The 15,140-nt window shown below is 54.1% G+C and carries 13 protein-coding genes; 5 read left to right on the top strand and 8 right to left on the bottom strand.

Translation table 11 applies throughout. From position 1 onward, the window contains the following. Window positions 1-70: 70 nt before the first annotated feature. The 4 genes from FDX01_RS15000 to ttrS form a co-directional block, all read right to left on the bottom strand. Window positions 71-697: a ferredoxin-like protein gene (locus FDX01_RS15000; RefSeq protein WP_096757202.1), complete on the bottom strand. Its 627-nt coding sequence runs from the start codon at window positions 695-697 to the stop codon at window positions 71-73. Between the two features lie 510 nt (window positions 698-1,207). Continuing rightward, window positions 1,208-1,417 (bottom strand): fumarate hydratase FumD, encoded by a 210-nt coding sequence (gene fumD, locus FDX01_RS14995; RefSeq protein WP_096757203.1) that lies wholly within the window; start codon window positions 1,415-1,417, stop codon window positions 1,208-1,210. A 93-nt stretch (window positions 1,418-1,510) separates the two neighbouring features. Continuing rightward, window positions 1,511-2,095, bottom strand: coding sequence for a tetrathionate respiration response regulator TtrR (ttrR, locus tag FDX01_RS14990; protein ID WP_137400048.1), 585 nt, complete (start codon window positions 2,093-2,095; stop codon window positions 1,511-1,513). Next, window positions 2,070-3,851: a tetrathionate respiration histidine kinase TtrS gene (ttrS, locus tag FDX01_RS14985; RefSeq protein ID WP_137400047.1), complete on the bottom strand. Its 1,782-nt coding sequence runs from the start codon at window positions 3,849-3,851 to the stop codon at window positions 2,070-2,072. Before ttrS ends, ttrR begins: the two co-directional genes overlap by 26 nt. Window positions 3,852-4,030: 179 nt before the next feature. Between ttrS and ttrB the strand changes: the two genes are divergently transcribed. The 3 genes from ttrB to ttrA are packed head-to-tail and all read left to right on the top strand — an operon-like array spanning window position 4,031 to window position 8,852. After that, the gene (gene ttrB / locus FDX01_RS14980) at window positions 4,031-4,765 is read left to right on the top strand and encodes a tetrathionate reductase subunit TtrB (protein ID WP_217439024.1); all 735 of its coding nucleotides are present in this window, start codon (window positions 4,031-4,033) and stop codon (window positions 4,763-4,765) included. Continuing rightward, entirely contained in the window at window positions 4,766-5,788 is a 1,023-nt protein-coding gene (ttrC, locus tag FDX01_RS14975) for a tetrathionate reductase subunit TtrC (protein ID WP_137400046.1), read from the top strand. Continuing rightward, window positions 5,781-8,852, top strand: coding sequence for a tetrathionate reductase subunit TtrA (gene ttrA / locus FDX01_RS14970; RefSeq protein ID WP_137400045.1), 3,072 nt, complete (start codon window positions 5,781-5,783; stop codon window positions 8,850-8,852). The genes ttrC and ttrA overlap by 8 nt, the downstream gene beginning before the upstream one ends. An 87-nt stretch (window positions 8,853-8,939) precedes the next feature. Here the strand turns inward: ttrA and FDX01_RS14965 are convergent, their stop codons facing one another. The 3 genes from FDX01_RS14965 to FDX01_RS14955 are packed head-to-tail and all read right to left on the bottom strand — an operon-like array spanning window position 8,940 to window position 11,457. Continuing rightward, complete coding sequence (locus FDX01_RS14965; RefSeq protein ID WP_135912121.1) at window positions 8,940-9,752, bottom strand: MetQ/NlpA family ABC transporter substrate-binding protein; 813 nt, start codon at window positions 9,750-9,752, stop codon at window positions 8,940-8,942. A 21-nt stretch (window positions 9,753-9,773) separates the two neighbouring features. After that, window positions 9,774-10,442: a methionine ABC transporter permease gene (locus FDX01_RS14960; RefSeq protein ID WP_096757209.1), complete on the bottom strand. Its 669-nt coding sequence runs from the start codon at window positions 10,440-10,442 to the stop codon at window positions 9,774-9,776. Further along, entirely contained in the window at window positions 10,435-11,457 is a 1,023-nt protein-coding gene (locus tag FDX01_RS14955; protein ID WP_115258625.1) for an ATP-binding cassette domain-containing protein, read from the bottom strand. The genes FDX01_RS14960 and FDX01_RS14955 overlap by 8 nt, the downstream gene beginning before the upstream one ends. Window positions 11,458-12,029: 572 nt before the next feature. Between FDX01_RS14955 and pykF the strand changes: the two genes are divergently transcribed. Together pykF and lpp are read left to right on the top strand one after the other, a co-directional pair. After that, on the top strand, window positions 12,030-13,451 hold the full coding sequence (gene pykF, locus FDX01_RS14950; protein ID WP_096757211.1) for a pyruvate kinase PykF: 1,422 nt from the start codon (window positions 12,030-12,032) through the stop codon (window positions 13,449-13,451). A gap of 308 nt (window positions 13,452-13,759) precedes the next feature. Further along, window positions 13,760-13,996 (top strand): murein lipoprotein Lpp, encoded by a 237-nt coding sequence (gene lpp, locus FDX01_RS14945; RefSeq protein ID WP_003029373.1) that lies wholly within the window; start codon window positions 13,760-13,762, stop codon window positions 13,994-13,996. 68 nt (window positions 13,997-14,064) lie between these two features. Here lpp and FDX01_RS14940 read toward each other — a convergent pair whose 3' ends face one another. After that, window positions 14,065-15,066: a L,D-transpeptidase family protein gene (locus tag FDX01_RS14940; RefSeq protein WP_137400160.1), complete on the bottom strand. Its 1,002-nt coding sequence runs from the start codon at window positions 15,064-15,066 to the stop codon at window positions 14,065-14,067. Window positions 15,067-15,140 lie beyond the last annotated feature (74 nt).

Genomic DNA, 15,140 nt, shown 5'->3' with positions numbered 1-15,140 from the left:
GCCGCATTTCCGTACATAGCGGCAATTTTTTTGGCAATTAATGACGCGTATCAGGCAAGCCTGCGATCCATCAAACGGTAATCTCTTTCCATTCGATAATTTTTAATGCTCCAGTCGGACAAGCATTGGCGCATTCCCCACACAACACACATTTCGAGGATTTTTTAGTTTCGGTATTCACGGTCGCCATCATCCAGGGACAGGCCGTGGTACACGCGCTACAGCCAATACAGCGCTTGTGATCCACCGCAATACAACCGTCTTCCTGTTTCCAGGTAATTGCGCCTATCGGGCAGACAGCCATACATTGCGGATCTTTGCACTGGCGGCAGGTATCGGCGGTGTAGTTTAAATCGCCGTATAGTCCGCCACCGGAACCGACACCGTTGTCACCAAAGAAAAAGTTGCGATGGATTTTGATACGGGAAAAGAAGGTGCCAACGGCGCCATCGTTATAATTCGTACAGGAAATTTCGCAGCGGTGGCATCCTGTGCAGCGTGCGCGTTGCGTCACCAGCACTCCTTTCGGCGTGTTAATCAGCCCGACAGTGCCGCTATCGACATCTTCCTGCTTACAGCCAAAAAGTGATAACAGTGCGGGGGCAATGGTTAACCCTGCCAGACCTTTTCCTGATATCCGTAGAAATTCAAGTCGCGTTAAACCACAATCTAAAAATGGACGATCAACCTGGTTCATTTATTTCGCATCCTCTTCGCAAACGCTGTAGCAGCAACACATCCAGTGCTCATGTTTATACGCGCCGGGCAGGCCAAATCGGGCCACTGATGTTGCCGACAACACGTGATATTTTTGCCCTAACCTGATCGCATCAATGACGGTGGTTAAACGGAGTGAATCTTTACCCTCAAGACAGGAATAACCCTTTAGGGTTAGGCGGATAAATAATGTGGTTATTCATAGCCTGTAACCTTGATCGTTATCAAGTAAAAACGGGAAGGAGAATAATTAATGCGGAGTGATATTTATTATCATTAAGGCAGGTTGAAATAGTATTTCATCTGCATTACAAATATTTGTGATTACACCTCCAAATATAAGTGTTTGTTTTAATCGATATATAATATAATACATAACGACAAATACATTTTTCTGCACTTTTTATTTTCAAAGATGAATTATATATATTGATAGAATACCGTGGCAGAATTACAGGGCGGTAGCCTTTCTCCACCGCCCTTTTCAGGATTAACCGGCTAACGCTTTAATCACCGTCTCCATGGCCTGTTTTTCTAACTCACTGCGTTGCACACGCTGATTGGCGAGGGTGGTTCTCAGTACACCGGCAATGACGATATGCTTAGGCTCTTGTCCCAGATCGCGCATTTCCAGTACTACTTTACCAACAACTCTGCACATCTCGCGGTACAGTTCGTCATCTTTGGTCTGATTACCCATATTTGCCTGCTCGTCATTAGCTCAAACCAACAGCATATATCAGTCTGGCTTATTAGACAAAAAATCAATGAAAATCAAATAACTGTCATGAATCTACAGAACCTGCTGGAGTCGGTGAACCAGCTCAGCCAGGCTCCCCGCCTGCATTTTTTCCATCACTCTTGCCCGGTGAACCTCAACGGTACGGACCGCAATATTCATTGCATCTGCGATTTCCCGGTTCATCAACCCTCGTGCCACCAGACCGGCCAGTTGGCGTTCCTTTGGGGTAAGCTGTTGGTAGCAAGCGACAATCTCATGGCGCGTGCATGCCGTAATGGAAACCTGCAGAGCATGTTCCAACGCGACCTGAAGTGGTCCGGCAGAAACCGGCTTTTGCAGAAAATCGACCGCTCCACGTTTCATTTGCGCGACCGCCATCGGTACATCGCCATGCCCGGTAAGAAAGACCACCGCCAGCGTGCTGCCGCGCCGTAGCATCTCGTCATGTACACCTTGTCCATCCAGTCCCGGCATACGCATATCCAGCAATACAACCCCGACCTGATGCAGATTGACCTCGGCCAGGAAGGTTTCTCCGTGCTGCCAGCACCGGACCTCGTATCCCAGACTTTCCAGTAAAAATGCGCAGGCCTGGGTGACGGCTACATCGTCATCCAGCAGATGAATGATCGCCACAATCGCCCCCTTTCTGTGTTGGCTTAAAATGTAATCTTACCGCGACACCCGCCCGACCATCTGGAGCCTGTTGATTGTTGATGCTAATCTCGCCGCCGGCATAGCGAACCAGGCGTTGGCATATGACCAATCCCAGCCCCATTCCTTCTTTGCGGGTAGTCATAAACGGTTGGAACGCTTGATAAAGCTGAGTTTCATCGATTCCCCCGGCGTTATCCTGTACCTGTATGCTGATACCGTCGTCCTCATGTTGAGCGGTAAACCACACCGTGCTGGCCCCTGCCTGAGCGGCGTTAAGCACCAGATTTGCCAGTACTTGTTCCAGCAGAACGCTGGGCAGCGTCAGCGTTAAGTTTGCGCTGACCGTCGTTTGCAGCGTGACGTCAGGGAATTGCTGTGTCATACGCAATAATTGCCACACGTGGTGGACAGCATCACGGATGTTGATCGCCTGCCAGTCATCCGTCATTACTGGATTGCCCTGGGCCTGGCTGGCCCACAGACGCAGATTGCGCAACGTATCGGCCCCCCGCTGTGCCTGAGCATCTATCTGTTCAAGCGCAGGTAACAGCGGATGCTGTTGATCCTGACCGCGCAGGCGAATCAGGCAGCCTTGCGCATAGTGACGGATAGCCGAGAGCGGCTGGTTAAGTTCATGGGCAAACCCGGACGTCATCTCGCCGAGGACGCTCATCTGACGCGCGGTTTCCAGTGCCTGCTCCTGCTTGCGCAACAGCACATTGTTACGCTCCAGCAGCCTGCCGCGACGACGGACCAACAGCATCACCCAGATGTAGTTGAGTGTGAGCAACAGCAGAACCACCGCTGCTGCCCCCATTACCAGTTGATGCTGGATAAACCAGCTTTTGATATCCAGCCACAGTTGACGCTGCTGCGGGTGCTGACGAACGTCACGTAGTAACGTTTCGACCTCGCGGGTCGAGGCGGGAGCTCCCCAGCGAAAAGGCGCATCTTGTGGTGCATTAAACAGAACCCGGGTGACGCGATCGGCAAGTTCATCACTCACTGCGGGCAGTGCGGCGAAGGACCAGTCAGGATAAAGCGGCGTGCTGCTCAGGCAGGGAATCGACGTCGGATGGTTGAGCACCACCTTAAAATCGGCTTTATGGATCAGCCCTTCTTCATCCATTTTTTCCAGCAGACACACCGGCACAATCACGGCCTGAACGGCTTTCTCACGCAATAAATACACTAACGCATCGGCAGGAAAACCCGTGAACCTCAGTCGCAAATCGCGCTCCGGGCGCAATCCCGCATCGATAAGCGCTTTATAACCCAGCAAATAGCCGCCAAATGCCTGGGCATCGATCGCCCCAACCGTTTTGCCGATCAGATCGTGTGCCGACGCGATCTCTCCGTCACGCCTGACCAGGATCGCACTACCAATCACATTGCTGGTCGCTTTTCCGCCGCGGGTGGAGCGTAAGGATGCCAGCCAGCGTAGCGCTGCGCGGTTGTTTAACTGCACAAACTGCGCCGGATTGGTCACCACAAACTGCACGGTTCCCCGGTTCACGGCATCTTGCATCTGGTGCAGGTCCAGCGGTTGAATATGAAATCGTTCACCGGCGATTTGCTGATTCAGCAGGGTTTCCAGCGGCTGCCAGTGATTACGTGTGGTGACCTCCCCACGCATGGCTAAGACGCCAATGTTCCATGTCTGCGCCCAGGCCGCTCCACTCAGCATCCACAACGCTGCCAGCACCGTCAGGCAATGTACTACTTTACATCTCACGCCATTATCCCTGTCATTTATGTTGTTTTAGATCAACAACAAGCCGGGTATGTGGTTAACCACAATAGAGTACCCCCCGCCACGATTTTTACACTGTAAATCATCAAGATTCTTTATTCATCACACGCAAACCAACGGCGTGACCAATGTTTCGTTGTTGCATTGTGACGGGAGAAAATATGGACAGCAGTAAACGGCAGTTTCTCCAGCAACTGGGCGTTCTGACCGCAGGCGCATCCCTGGTTCCCCTGGCTCAGGCCGAGTTTCCCTTCTCGCCAGAACGCCACGAGGGGTCGCGCCAGCATCGCTACGCCATGTTGATTGATCTGCGGCGGTGTATCGGCTGTCAGGCCTGTACCGTCAGTTGCGCCATTGAAAACCAGACGCCTCAGGGCGCGTTTCGTACCAACGTCAACCAGTATCAGGTACAGGTTGAGGGTCAGCAAAGCGTCACCAACGTGCTGCTGCCGCGCCTGTGTAACCATTGCGATAACCCACCTTGTGTGCCCGTTTGTCCCGTGCAGGCCACCTTTCAGCGCGAAGATGGCATTGTAGTGGTCGACAATACGCGCTGTGTGGGCTGCGCCTACTGCGTGCAAGCCTGCCCATACGATGCTCGGTTTATTAACCATGAAACGCAGACCGCCGACAAATGCACATTTTGCGTGCACCGCCTGGAAGCCGGGCTGCTCCCGGCCTGCGTGGAGTCCTGTGTGGGCGGCGCGCGCATCATTGGCGACATCAACGATCCGCACAGCCGGATTTCACGCATGCTGCACGAACACCATGACACCATCAAAGTCCTGAAACCGGAAAGCGGCACCTCGCCTCACGTGTTCTATCTGGGGCTAGATGACGCCTTCGTCACCCCGTTGATGGGACGTGCTCAACCCGCTCTGTGGCAGGAGGTTTAAATGACCCATTCACTGATTATCGAAGAGGTGCTGGCCCATCCGCAGGAAATAAGCTGGTTGCCCTGGGCGGTACAGTATTTCTTTTTCATTGGCATTGCCGCCTGCGCGGCGCTGTTCGCCTGCGTGCTCCACTGGCGTAAAAAAGCGCAGCCGCAGCTAGAAAACCTGACGCTGCTGATCGCCCTGACCTGTGCCATCACCGCCCCGCTGGCGCTGACCGCGGATCTGCACCAGACCGCGCGCGTCTGGCATTTCTATGCCTGGCCGACACCGTGGTCATGGATGCCGTGGGGGGCACTGTTTTTACCGTTGTTCACCGGGTTTCTCGGGCTGTGGTTTCTGGCGCAGCAGGTCAAACGGTTTACGCATAAAAGTTACAGCGTCACTAAATGGCTAGCTGTGGGCAGCGCGCTCTCAGCCATTGGATTATTGGTGTATACCGGCCGCGAAGTCTCCGTCGTGCAGGCGCGTCCCATCTGGTTCAGCTATGCCTTCCCGCTGGCGATGTTCCTCAGCGCGCTGCAAACCTTCTTCGCCCTGCTTATCGCCAGCATAAACCGCGACAGCACACTGCCGCGCAAACTGGCATGGGGGCAGATTGTCACGTTGATCGCCCTGGCCATTGTGATGGCGTGGTGGGTGAGCGGCGATACGCTTTCCGGGTCGGCGATTCGCCAGTGGCTGGATGTCGCCGCGTCTGCACGGCACTACGCCATCGGCTGGGTAGTGCTGTGGGCTGTCTCACTGGCACTTTGCGGATGGGTGTTACGTCACCCATCGTCATTACCGCTGCGCATTACGCTGGCCTTCAGCGCCATGGCGCTGTGCTGGCTGATGCGCTGGACGATACTGATTCAGGTGCAGACCATCCCCAAATTTAACGCGCAATTCAATCCGTACTCCCTGCCCGGCGGCACAGATGGCTGGCTGGCCATTGTAGGCACCTTTGGCCTGTGGGTTGCGCTACTCATTATTGTTCATGAAGGCCTCAACGCGATCGCAAGGAGAATGCAACATGGCTAATTTAACCCGTCGTCAGTGGCTTAAAGTTGGTCTCGCCGTTGGCGGGATGGTGACCTTTGGCCTGAGTTATCGGGATGTGGCAAAGCGCGCGATTGACGGTTTGCTGGATGGCACCTCGGGGAAAATCACCCGCGATCGCATCTTCGGCAATGCGCTGATCCCCGAAGCCAACGCCCAACCGCGCTGGCAGCAGAATCCGCAGCAGGTGATCGCAATGACCCAGTGCTTCGGCTGCTGGACCCAGTGCGGTGTGCGGGTCCGCGTCGACAGCAAAGCGGGGAAAGTTCTGCGCATTGCGGGCAACCCCTACCACCCACTGTCGCATGAACATCACATTGATTCGTCGGTTCCGTTTGCCACGGCAATGGAACAACTGGCGGGCGAAAGCGGTCTTGATGCGCGTTCCACCGCCTGCGCCCGGGGCGCAACCCTGCTCGAAGGCCTGTACAGCCCGCTGCGAATTCTGGAGCCGATGAAGCGCGTCGGTAAACGTGGCGAAGGTAAATGGCAGCGCATCAGCTTTGAACAGCTCATCAAAGAGGTGGTGGAAGGCGGCGACCTGTTTGGTGAAGGTCACGTTGACGGCCTGCGGGCCATCCACGACCCCATCACCCCGTTAGATGCTAAGCACCCCGGCTTTGGCCCGAAATCCAATCAACTGCTGGTCACCAATACCAGCGACGAGGGACGCGATACGTTTATCCGCCGTTTCGCACTGAACAGTTTTGGTAGTAAAAACTTCGGCGCGCACGGTGCGTATTGTGGGCTAGCGTATCGGGCCGGTTCCGGCGCGCTAATGGGCGATCTGGATAAAAACACCCACGTCAAACCGGACTGGGATAACGTTGAGTTCGCGTTATTTATGGGCACCTCCCCGGCGCAGTCCGGCAACCCGTTTAAGCGCCAGGCTCGCCAACTCGCCAGCGCCCGCTTACGCAATGATTTCGAGTATGTCGTTGTCGCACCCGCCCTGCCATTAACCACGGTACTGGCTGACGATCGCGGTCACTGGCAGCCTGTGCACCCGGGGAGCGACTCGGCGCTGGCAATGGGAATGATCCGCTGGATCATCGAAAAGCAGCGTTACAACGCCGATTACCTCGCCATCCCTGGTGTCCAGGCCATGCAACAGGCCGGAGAAAAAAGCTGGACCAACGCCACGCATCTGGTGATTACCGATGAGATCCCAACGCTTGCCGGACAGCATCTCACGCTCGCCCATCTGAACACCGACGCGCCTGGCGAACCGCTGGTCGTTAACGAGACCGGTGACATGGTAGCAGCCAGCAGCTGTCAACGCGCACAGCTGTTCGTGACCCGCGAAGTAACGCTGGTCGACGGGCAAACCGTGACGGTCAAAAGCGGATTCCAGCGTCTGAAAGAGTCTGCCGAAAAGCTGTCACTGGCGCAATACAGCCAGCAGTGCGGCGTGTCGGAGGCAAAAATAGGCACGCTGGCGGACGCCTTTACCCGTCACGGGCGTAAAGCGGCGGTGATCACCCACGGCGGGATGATGGCAGGCAACGGATTTTACAACGCCTGGGCGGTGATGATGCTGAATGCGCTGATTGGCAACCTCAGCCTCGAAGGCGGGGTCTTTGTGGGCGGCGGTAAATTCAACGGTGCCACTGACGGACCGCGCTACAATATGGACAGTTTCGCCGGAAAGGTGAAGCCGAAAGGCCTGAGCATCGCGCGCAGTAAAACCGCCTATGAATCCTCGGAAGAGTACCGTAATAAAGTGGCCGCTGGACAATCGCCCTTCCCGGCGAAAGCCCCGTGGTATCCGTTTGTCGCCGGGCAGTTGACCGAATTACTCGTCTCGGCGCTCGAAGGCTACCCGTATCCGCTAAAAGCCTGGATCTCCAACATGACCAACCCGTTTTACGGCATTGCGGGGCTGCGTGGCGTAGCGGAAGAAAAGCTCAAAGATCCGGCGCGTCTGCCGCTATTTATTGCCATTGATGCTTTTATGAACGAAACCACCGCGCTGGCGGACTATATTGTCCCGGATACCCACAACTTCGAAAGCTGGGGATTCAGCGCCCCGTGGGCAGGCGTGGCGAGCAAGGCCACCACCGCCCGCTGGCCGATTGTTGCACCCGCCACCAGCAAAACCGCCGACGGCCAACCAGCATCCATGGAGTCATTTTGCATCGCGGTGGCAAAACGCATTGGGCTGCCGGGCTTTGGCGATAACGCCATTACCGATCCGCAGGGCAATCACTATCCGCTGAACCGCGCGGAAGATTACTACCTGCGACTGGCCGCCAACATTGCGTTTATGGGTAAGGCGCCGGTCGCCGAAGCCGCGCCGGAAGATATCTCGCTGACCGGCGTGACGCGGATCCTGCCGGTCATCACCGACACGCTAAAAGCCGACGAAGTTCGTCGCGTGGCGTTTGTCTACTCGCGCGGTGGTCGTTTTGCGCCAGATAAGAGTGGCCGCACCGATAACCGCGTCGGTAATGCGTGGGAGAAACCTCTGCAAATCTGGAACGCGGATGTCGCCGCACACCGCCATGCGATCACCGGCGAGCGCTACAGCGGCTGTCCGGCCTGGTATCCTTCCCGCCTGTCCGACGGGCGTTCGGTGGACGAATTGTTTCCGCAGCAGGAATGGCCACTGAAGATGATCTCCTTTAAGTCCAATACCATGTCCAGCGCCTCGGCGGTGATCCCACGTCTTCACCATCTCAAGCCTGTGAATCTGGTGGCGCTCAACCCGCAGGACGGCGCGCGTTATGGTGTGTCACACGGCGACACGGTGCGCATCATCACGCCGGGTGGACACGCACAAGCGCAGGTCAGCCTGCTCAACGGCGTTATGCCGGGCGTTATCGCAATTGAACATGGCTACGGACATAAAGAAATGGGGGCAGCACAGCATACGCTTGACGGAGAGCCGATGGCGTTTGATGAAAAGATTAAATCGGGGATTAATATTAACGATTTGGGTTTTGCCGACCCGACGCGTCAGGTGGCCAATACCTGGCTGGACTGGGTCTCAGGAGCGTCTGTGCGCCAAGGGCTACCGGCGAGAATCGAGCGAGTGCAACTCTAGCGCCGGATGGCAACGCTACTGCGTTTTACCCGGCCTACAGACGTTGTAGGCCGGGTAAGGCGAAGCCGCCCCCCGGCAGAAAGTGGATCAGTTATTTACCGGGATCACCGCGCCTTTATATTTGGTGCGGATCCAGTCCTGAATTTCTTTTGAGTGCAGTGCGTCAACCAGCGCCACAATATCCTTTTTCTTCTCATCGCCGCGATGCACGGTAATGATGTTGGCATACGGGTTGTTTTCGCCGCTTTCGACAGCAACCGGATCTTTCACCGGATCCAGCCCGGCATCGATAGCGTAGTTGGCGTTGATCACCACAGCATCGCCTTCATCGTTGTTATACATCTGTGGCAACAGTGCCGCTTCAACGTTAGGCAGGAACTTCAGCTTTTTCGGGTTCTCAACGATGTCGCTGATGCGCGCGGTGACTTTATCAACGCCTGGCTTGAGCTTAATCACACCCTCTTTTTCGAAAATCGACAGAATGCGCCCTTCTTCGGACACCGCATCACGCATGATGATCTTTCCGCCCTCCGGCAGGTCCTTCAGCGACTTTACCTTTTTAGAATAGATACCAATCGGCTCAATGTGAATCGCCCCGGCGCTGACGAAATCATAGGTCTTATCACCCGCATGATCCTTCAGTACACTGTTCAGGTACGGAATATGCTGGAAGTAGTTGGCGTCAATCTCACGCCCCGCCAGCGCGGTGTTTGGCAGAATGTAGTCCTGGAACGGTTTAATCTCCAGCTCGATCCCCTGCTTTGCCAGGATCGGTTTCGCCTGTTCGAGGATCTCAGCGTGCGGCACGTTGGACGCGCCCACGGTCAGCGTATCTGCCCACGACGCAAAGCTCAGGGCGCTTAAGGTGGCGGCGGCGAGTAATGTCAGTGATTTTTTCATGATAATGGTTTCCGTATTTTATTAGCGTTTATCTAACAGAGAGGTGATCACATCGCCGCAAAACTGGATGATGAAGACAATAACCAGAATGGTCACCGTCGCCACCAGCGTAACGTCGCTGTGGTTGCGCTGGAATCCTTCCAGATAAGCCAAATTCCCTAAACCACCGGCACCAATCACACCAGCCATTGCGCTGTAGCTAACCAGGGCAATCAGCGTCACGGTGATACCGGACACCAGAGCGGGCGATGATTCCGGCAGTAAAACCCGAAAAATAAGCGTACTCAGACGTGCCCCCATGGAGCGGCTCGCTTCAATAACGCCTTTATCTACTTCACGCAGGGCAATTTCGACCAGACGGGCATAGAACGGTGCGGCACCCACGATCAGCGCGGGTAGCGCGGCGTTGGCACCAAGAATGGTGCCAACCAGCGTTTTGGTCACCGGGATCAGCAGCACGATCAAAATGATGAACGGGATTGAGCGGAAAATATTCACGATCAACGAGATGGCGCTGTACAGCGTGCGGTTCTGATACAGGCCGCCACGCGCGGTCAGAAATAGCGCCAGTCCGAGCGCAATACCCAGCACAAAGGTCGCCACACCGGAAAGCGCGGTCATGTAGAGCGTTTCCTGAGTTGCCGCGAACAGTTGGTCCCATTTCAGATGGGGAAACAGGGAATCAGCCATGTTGGATAACCTCGCCGTCAACGTCGCTGTGGCGCAGATCGGCCAGAATATTGTTGAGTTGTTCTTCAGTGGCCACCACATGCACCCACAGTTGACCAAACGCGCCATGGGCGGTTTGCGTCATCTTGCCGTGCAGAATGTTAAACGGCAGGCCGTAGCGCAGGGTCAGCTCCCCGACCACCGGCCGATGGGTACGCTGTCCGGTAAACGTTAACTTAATCACCGCACCGCCGAGTTCGCTTGCCAGTTGCGGATTAAACTCATCTTCCTCGGCATATTGACTTACCTGACGGACAAACTGACGGGTGATCGGCTGCTGCGGGTGGCTAAACACGCTGAGCACATCGCCCTCTTCAACCACTTTGCCGTTCTCCATCACCGCCACGCGATCGCAAATTTTGCGCACCACGTGCATCTCATGGGTGATCAGCACAATGGTTAATTTGAAACGCCGGTTAATATCGAGCAGCAAATCCAGGATTTGATCGGTGGTTTGCGGATCCAGCGCGGAAGTGGCTTCGTCGCACAACAGCACGTCCGGGTTGTTCGCCAGCGCACGAGCAATCCCGACACGCTGTTTTTGCCCACCGCTGAGCTGCGACGGCCAGGCGTTTTCTCGACCATCCAGCCCGACCAATGTAATCAGTTCGGCCACACGTGCTTTAATTTTTGCTTTTGGTACACCGGCGATTTGCATTGAGAAGGCAATGTTTTCGCTGACGGTCCGCGACCACAGCAGATTAAAGTGCTGAAACACCATGCTGATTTTCAGTCGTGCCTGGCGTAACGATTCCCCGCGCGCCGTGGAGATATCGTGACCATTGACGGTCACACTGCCGGAAGTTGGCTGTTCAAGGCCGTTAAGCAGGCGAATCAGGGTGCTCTTACCGGCACCGCTGTAGCCAATAATTCCGTAAATCTGCCCCTGTTCAACCGTCAGGTTGACGTTATCGACAGCGGTAATAGCAAGCCTGCCTGGCGTAAACACTTTCGAAATATTTTTCAGGACAATCATGTCGTTTGGGTATCCGCTGCTGCTTATCGTTATCCTGCTAACGCTTTTGGCTGTTTAGCAGTATGGATGTCCAAACGAGTGTAATCAGGGAAATGGGCTTTTGATATGAATTAAAAAGAATTTGATATAACTATAAGGAATAACTGTTTTGCACTATTGTCGTTTGCAAGAGCCGGGAATGATGAACGTCGTGTTGTTGCGCAACAGACCACCGCTGCGGACAACCTCTTTATCCATAGCAATGAACAAATTCGTGAATATTTTTTCGTGAAACTGCACAGAACGCTTTTGAAACACCGTTTCCATTTTCCTTTTAGATAATTTTCAGCGTATAATGCGCGCCAATTGTCTCTTGAATGGTTTCAGCACATTGACCTGTAAAACTCAACGACTACAAAACTCTCCTACCCGTTGGGCTGAAACGCAAGCACACATTCCTCTGCACGCTCTTTCGATGTCACCTATCCTTAGAGCGAGGCATCACAACTTTCGTAACTCAGGTTTAGCTTCCCATCCGTGCGCGACGGAAGCCAGATTTCCATATCCTTCTCAACTTAAAGACTAAGACTGTCATGAAAAAGACGAAAATTGTTTGCACCATCGGTCCGAAAACCGAATCCGAAGAGATGTTAACCAAAATGCTGGACGCGGGCATGAACGTCATGCGTCTGAACTTCTCCCACGGCGATTACGCAGAACACGGTCAGCGCATTAAGAACTTGCGCAACGTGATGAGCAAGACCGGCAAGAAAGCGGCCATCCTGCTCGACACCAAAGGTCCGGAAATCCGTACCATTAAACTGGAAGGCGGTAACGACGTTTCTCTGAAAGCGGGTCAGACCTTCACGTTCACCACTGACAAATCTGTCGTAGGTAACAACGAAATCGTTGCTGTTACTTATGAAGGCTTCACCAATGACCTGTCCGTTGGCAACACCGTGCTGGTTGACGATGGTCTGATCGGCATGGAAGTTACCGCAATCGAAGGTAACAAAGTTATCTGTAAAGTGCTGAACAACGGCGACCTTGGCGAAAACAAAGGCGTTAACCTGCCGGGCGTTTCTATCGCGCTGCCAGCACTGGCTGAAAAAGACAAACAGGACCTGATCTTCGGTTGCGAGCAAGGCGTTGACTTCGTTGCGGCGTCCTTTATCCGTAAACGTTCTGACGTCATTGAAATTCGTGAACACCTGAAAGCGCACGGCGGCGAAAACATTCAGATCATCTCCAAAATCGAAAACCAGGAAGGCCTGAACAACTTCGACGAGATCCTCGAAGCGTCTGACGGCATCATGGTTGCACGTGGCGATCTGGGCGTAGAAATCCCGGTTGAAGAAGTTATCTTCGCGCAGAAGATGATGATCGAAAAATGCGTACGCGCACGTAAAGTGGTCATCACCGCGACTCAGATGCTGGACTCCATGATCAAAAACCCACGTCCGACCCGTGCTGAAGCCGGTGACGTGGCAAACGCCATCCTCGACGGTACTGATGCAGTCATGCTGTCTGGTGAATCCGCTAAAGGTAAATACCCGCTGGAAGCCGTTTCTATCATGGCAACCATCTGTGAACGTACCGACCGCGTGATGACCAGCCGTCTGGACAACAGCCATGACAACCGCAAACTGCGTATTACCGAAGCCGTTTGCCGTGGTGCTGTAGAAACCGCTGAAAAACTGGAAGCTCCGCTGATCGTCGTAGCGACCCAGGGTGGTAAATCCGCTAAAGCCGTACGTAAATACTTCCCGAACGCGACCATTCTGGCGCTGACCACCAACGAAGTGACTGCGCGTCAGCTGGTTCTCAGCAAAGGCGTGGTGCCGCACCTGGTGAAAGAAATCGCTTCTACTGATGATTTCTACCGTCTGGGTAAAGAAGTTGCGCTGCAGTTAGTTGAGCGCGGCCTGGCACAGAAAGGTGACGTTGTAGTGATGGTTTCCGGTGCGCTGGTACCGAGCGGCACCACCAACACGGCATCTGTTCACGTGCTGTAATAATTCCATCGGGAATTAATTTGCCTAAAAAGCGCCCTTGCGGCGCTTTTTTTATTTCCGCGATAGCTACTATTTATAAAAAATCAAATCGGATTTCACTATCTAATTAGAGATTATCTAAGATGAATCCGATGGAAGCTTTCTGTTTTCACTCGGGTTTTTAGCCGTTTTTGCACAATTCGATGCTTCTTTGAGCGAACGATCAAAAATAAGTGCATTCGCATCAAAAAAATATTCTCAACCTAAAAAGCTTTGTGTAATACTTGTAACGCTACATGGAGATTAACTCAATCTAGAGGGTATTAATAATGAATCGTACTAAACTGGTACTGGGCGCGGTAATCCTGGGTTCTACTCTGCTGGCAGGTTGCTCCAGCAATGCTAAAATCGATCAGCTGTCTTCTGACGTTCAGACTCTGAACGCTAAAGTTGACCAGCTGAGCAACGACGTGAACGCAATGCGTTCCGACGTTCAGGCTGCTAAAGATGACGCAGCACGCGCTAACCAGCGTCTGGACAACGCAGCTACTAAATACCGTAAGTAATAGTATCTGTGTAATAGAAATGGCGCACATTGTGCGCCATTTTTTTGCCCCTCATTCCTCCTTCCCTGTTACTGCATCGTCCGCACGTCCCCTGCTTCTGGCAATCCATTCTGTGCCGACTTCACCTCTGGCCCGTTGGCCACAATCGGTGCCTGCCCGGCCGTAACGGTAACCGGATAACCTGCCCGACGATACAGCGCCCGATCCACCAGCCCCAGGTCTACGGCTTTACTGTCTTTAAACTGGGTAAAACCGGCAGGCAGTACATACGGCATGGTCTGTACGTTTTGTTCTTCCTCTGGCGACAATGGTCGGTGCACTTCAACATAACGCATGCCGTTAGGCTCGATGGCGTACTTTATCGGCTCATTAATCACTCTGACCGGCGTGCCGGTTCTGACCTGAACAAACAGGGCTTTGATGTCCGGCGCGTTCATGCGGATACAGCCAGAGCTGACGCGCAGGCCTACACTGTCGGGTGCGCTAGTGCCGTGGATGAGGTATTCACCGTTTCCATGCGCCAGACGCAGCGCAAAGCGTCCTAACGGGTTATTGGGCCCGGCGGGCACTACAGGGGGTAGCGTAATGCCGCGCTCCAGAGAACGCTTACGGATGCCTGGTGTTGGGGTCCATGTAGGGTTAGGGATTTTCTGTCCCACCCGAGTTTCCATCACCGGGGTCTCCAGTCCCTGTAAACCAATGCCAATCGGGAATACCTGAACAATATTCTCTCCCGGCGGGAAATAATACAGACGCAATTCTGCCAGATTAACAATAATACCTTCGCGCGGCGCATCCGGTAACAGCAGTTGCGAAGGAATCGTAATCAGGGTGCCGGGGCTGGGTACCGGGGCGATCGTATTATTCGCTTCGAGGATCAGCATCGCGGCGGTATCAAACCGGCGGGCTATTGCCTGCAAGTTTTTATCGCCTTCCTGCACGGTGTAGGTTTGATTCTGCCCGACAAGACGACTGTTCGCCGCAGGCAAAGGATAATCGACCGCCCAGGCGGCCTGTATAGCGCTGTAAGCGCCAATTAGCATTAGAGTAATAATAGACGCGCGTTTCATACTCACTCACCCCCCTGGCGTTATTGCCGGATAACGGCTGCTGCGGTATCCGGCCGACGAGTCATTGCATAAAT

This window comes from Citrobacter sp. wls613, from assembly GCF_005281195.1.
In the GTDB taxonomy this organism is placed as follows: domain Bacteria; phylum Pseudomonadota; class Gammaproteobacteria; order Enterobacterales; family Enterobacteriaceae; genus Citrobacter; species Citrobacter gillenii.
The sequence above is the reverse complement of the archived record's forward strand: the minus strand, read 5'-3'. Positions and strand labels throughout refer to the sequence as shown.

Coding starts and splice junctions, on each gene's coding strand:
- FDX01_RS15000 (WP_096757202.1), bottom strand. CDS start 697: ATGAACCAGGTTGATCGTCCATTTTTAGATTGTGGTTTAACGCGACTT.
- fumD (WP_096757203.1), bottom strand. CDS start 1,417: ATGGGTAATCAGACCAAAGATGACGAACTGTACCGCGAGATGTGCAGA.
- ttrB (WP_217439024.1), top strand. CDS start 4,031: ATGGACAGCAGTAAACGGCAGTTTCTCCAGCAACTGGGCGTTCTGACC.
- ttrC (WP_137400046.1), top strand. CDS start 4,766: ATGACCCATTCACTGATTATCGAAGAGGTGCTGGCCCATCCGCAGGAA.
- ttrA (WP_137400045.1), top strand. CDS start 5,781: ATGGCTAATTTAACCCGTCGTCAGTGGCTTAAAGTTGGTCTCGCCGTT.
- FDX01_RS14965 (WP_135912121.1), bottom strand. CDS start 9,752: ATGAAAAAATCACTGACATTACTCGCCGCCGCCACCTTAAGCGCCCTG.
- FDX01_RS14960 (WP_096757209.1), bottom strand. CDS start 10,442: ATGGCTGATTCCCTGTTTCCCCATCTGAAATGGGACCAACTGTTCGCG.
- FDX01_RS14955 (WP_115258625.1), bottom strand. CDS start 11,457: ATGATTGTCCTGAAAAATATTTCGAAAGTGTTTACGCCAGGCAGGCTT.
- pykF (WP_096757211.1), top strand. CDS start 12,030: ATGAAAAAGACGAAAATTGTTTGCACCATCGGTCCGAAAACCGAATCC.
- lpp (WP_003029373.1), top strand. CDS start 13,760: ATGAATCGTACTAAACTGGTACTGGGCGCGGTAATCCTGGGTTCTACT.
- FDX01_RS14940 (WP_137400160.1), bottom strand. CDS start 15,066: ATGAAACGCGCGTCTATTATTACTCTAATGCTAATTGGCGCTTACAGC.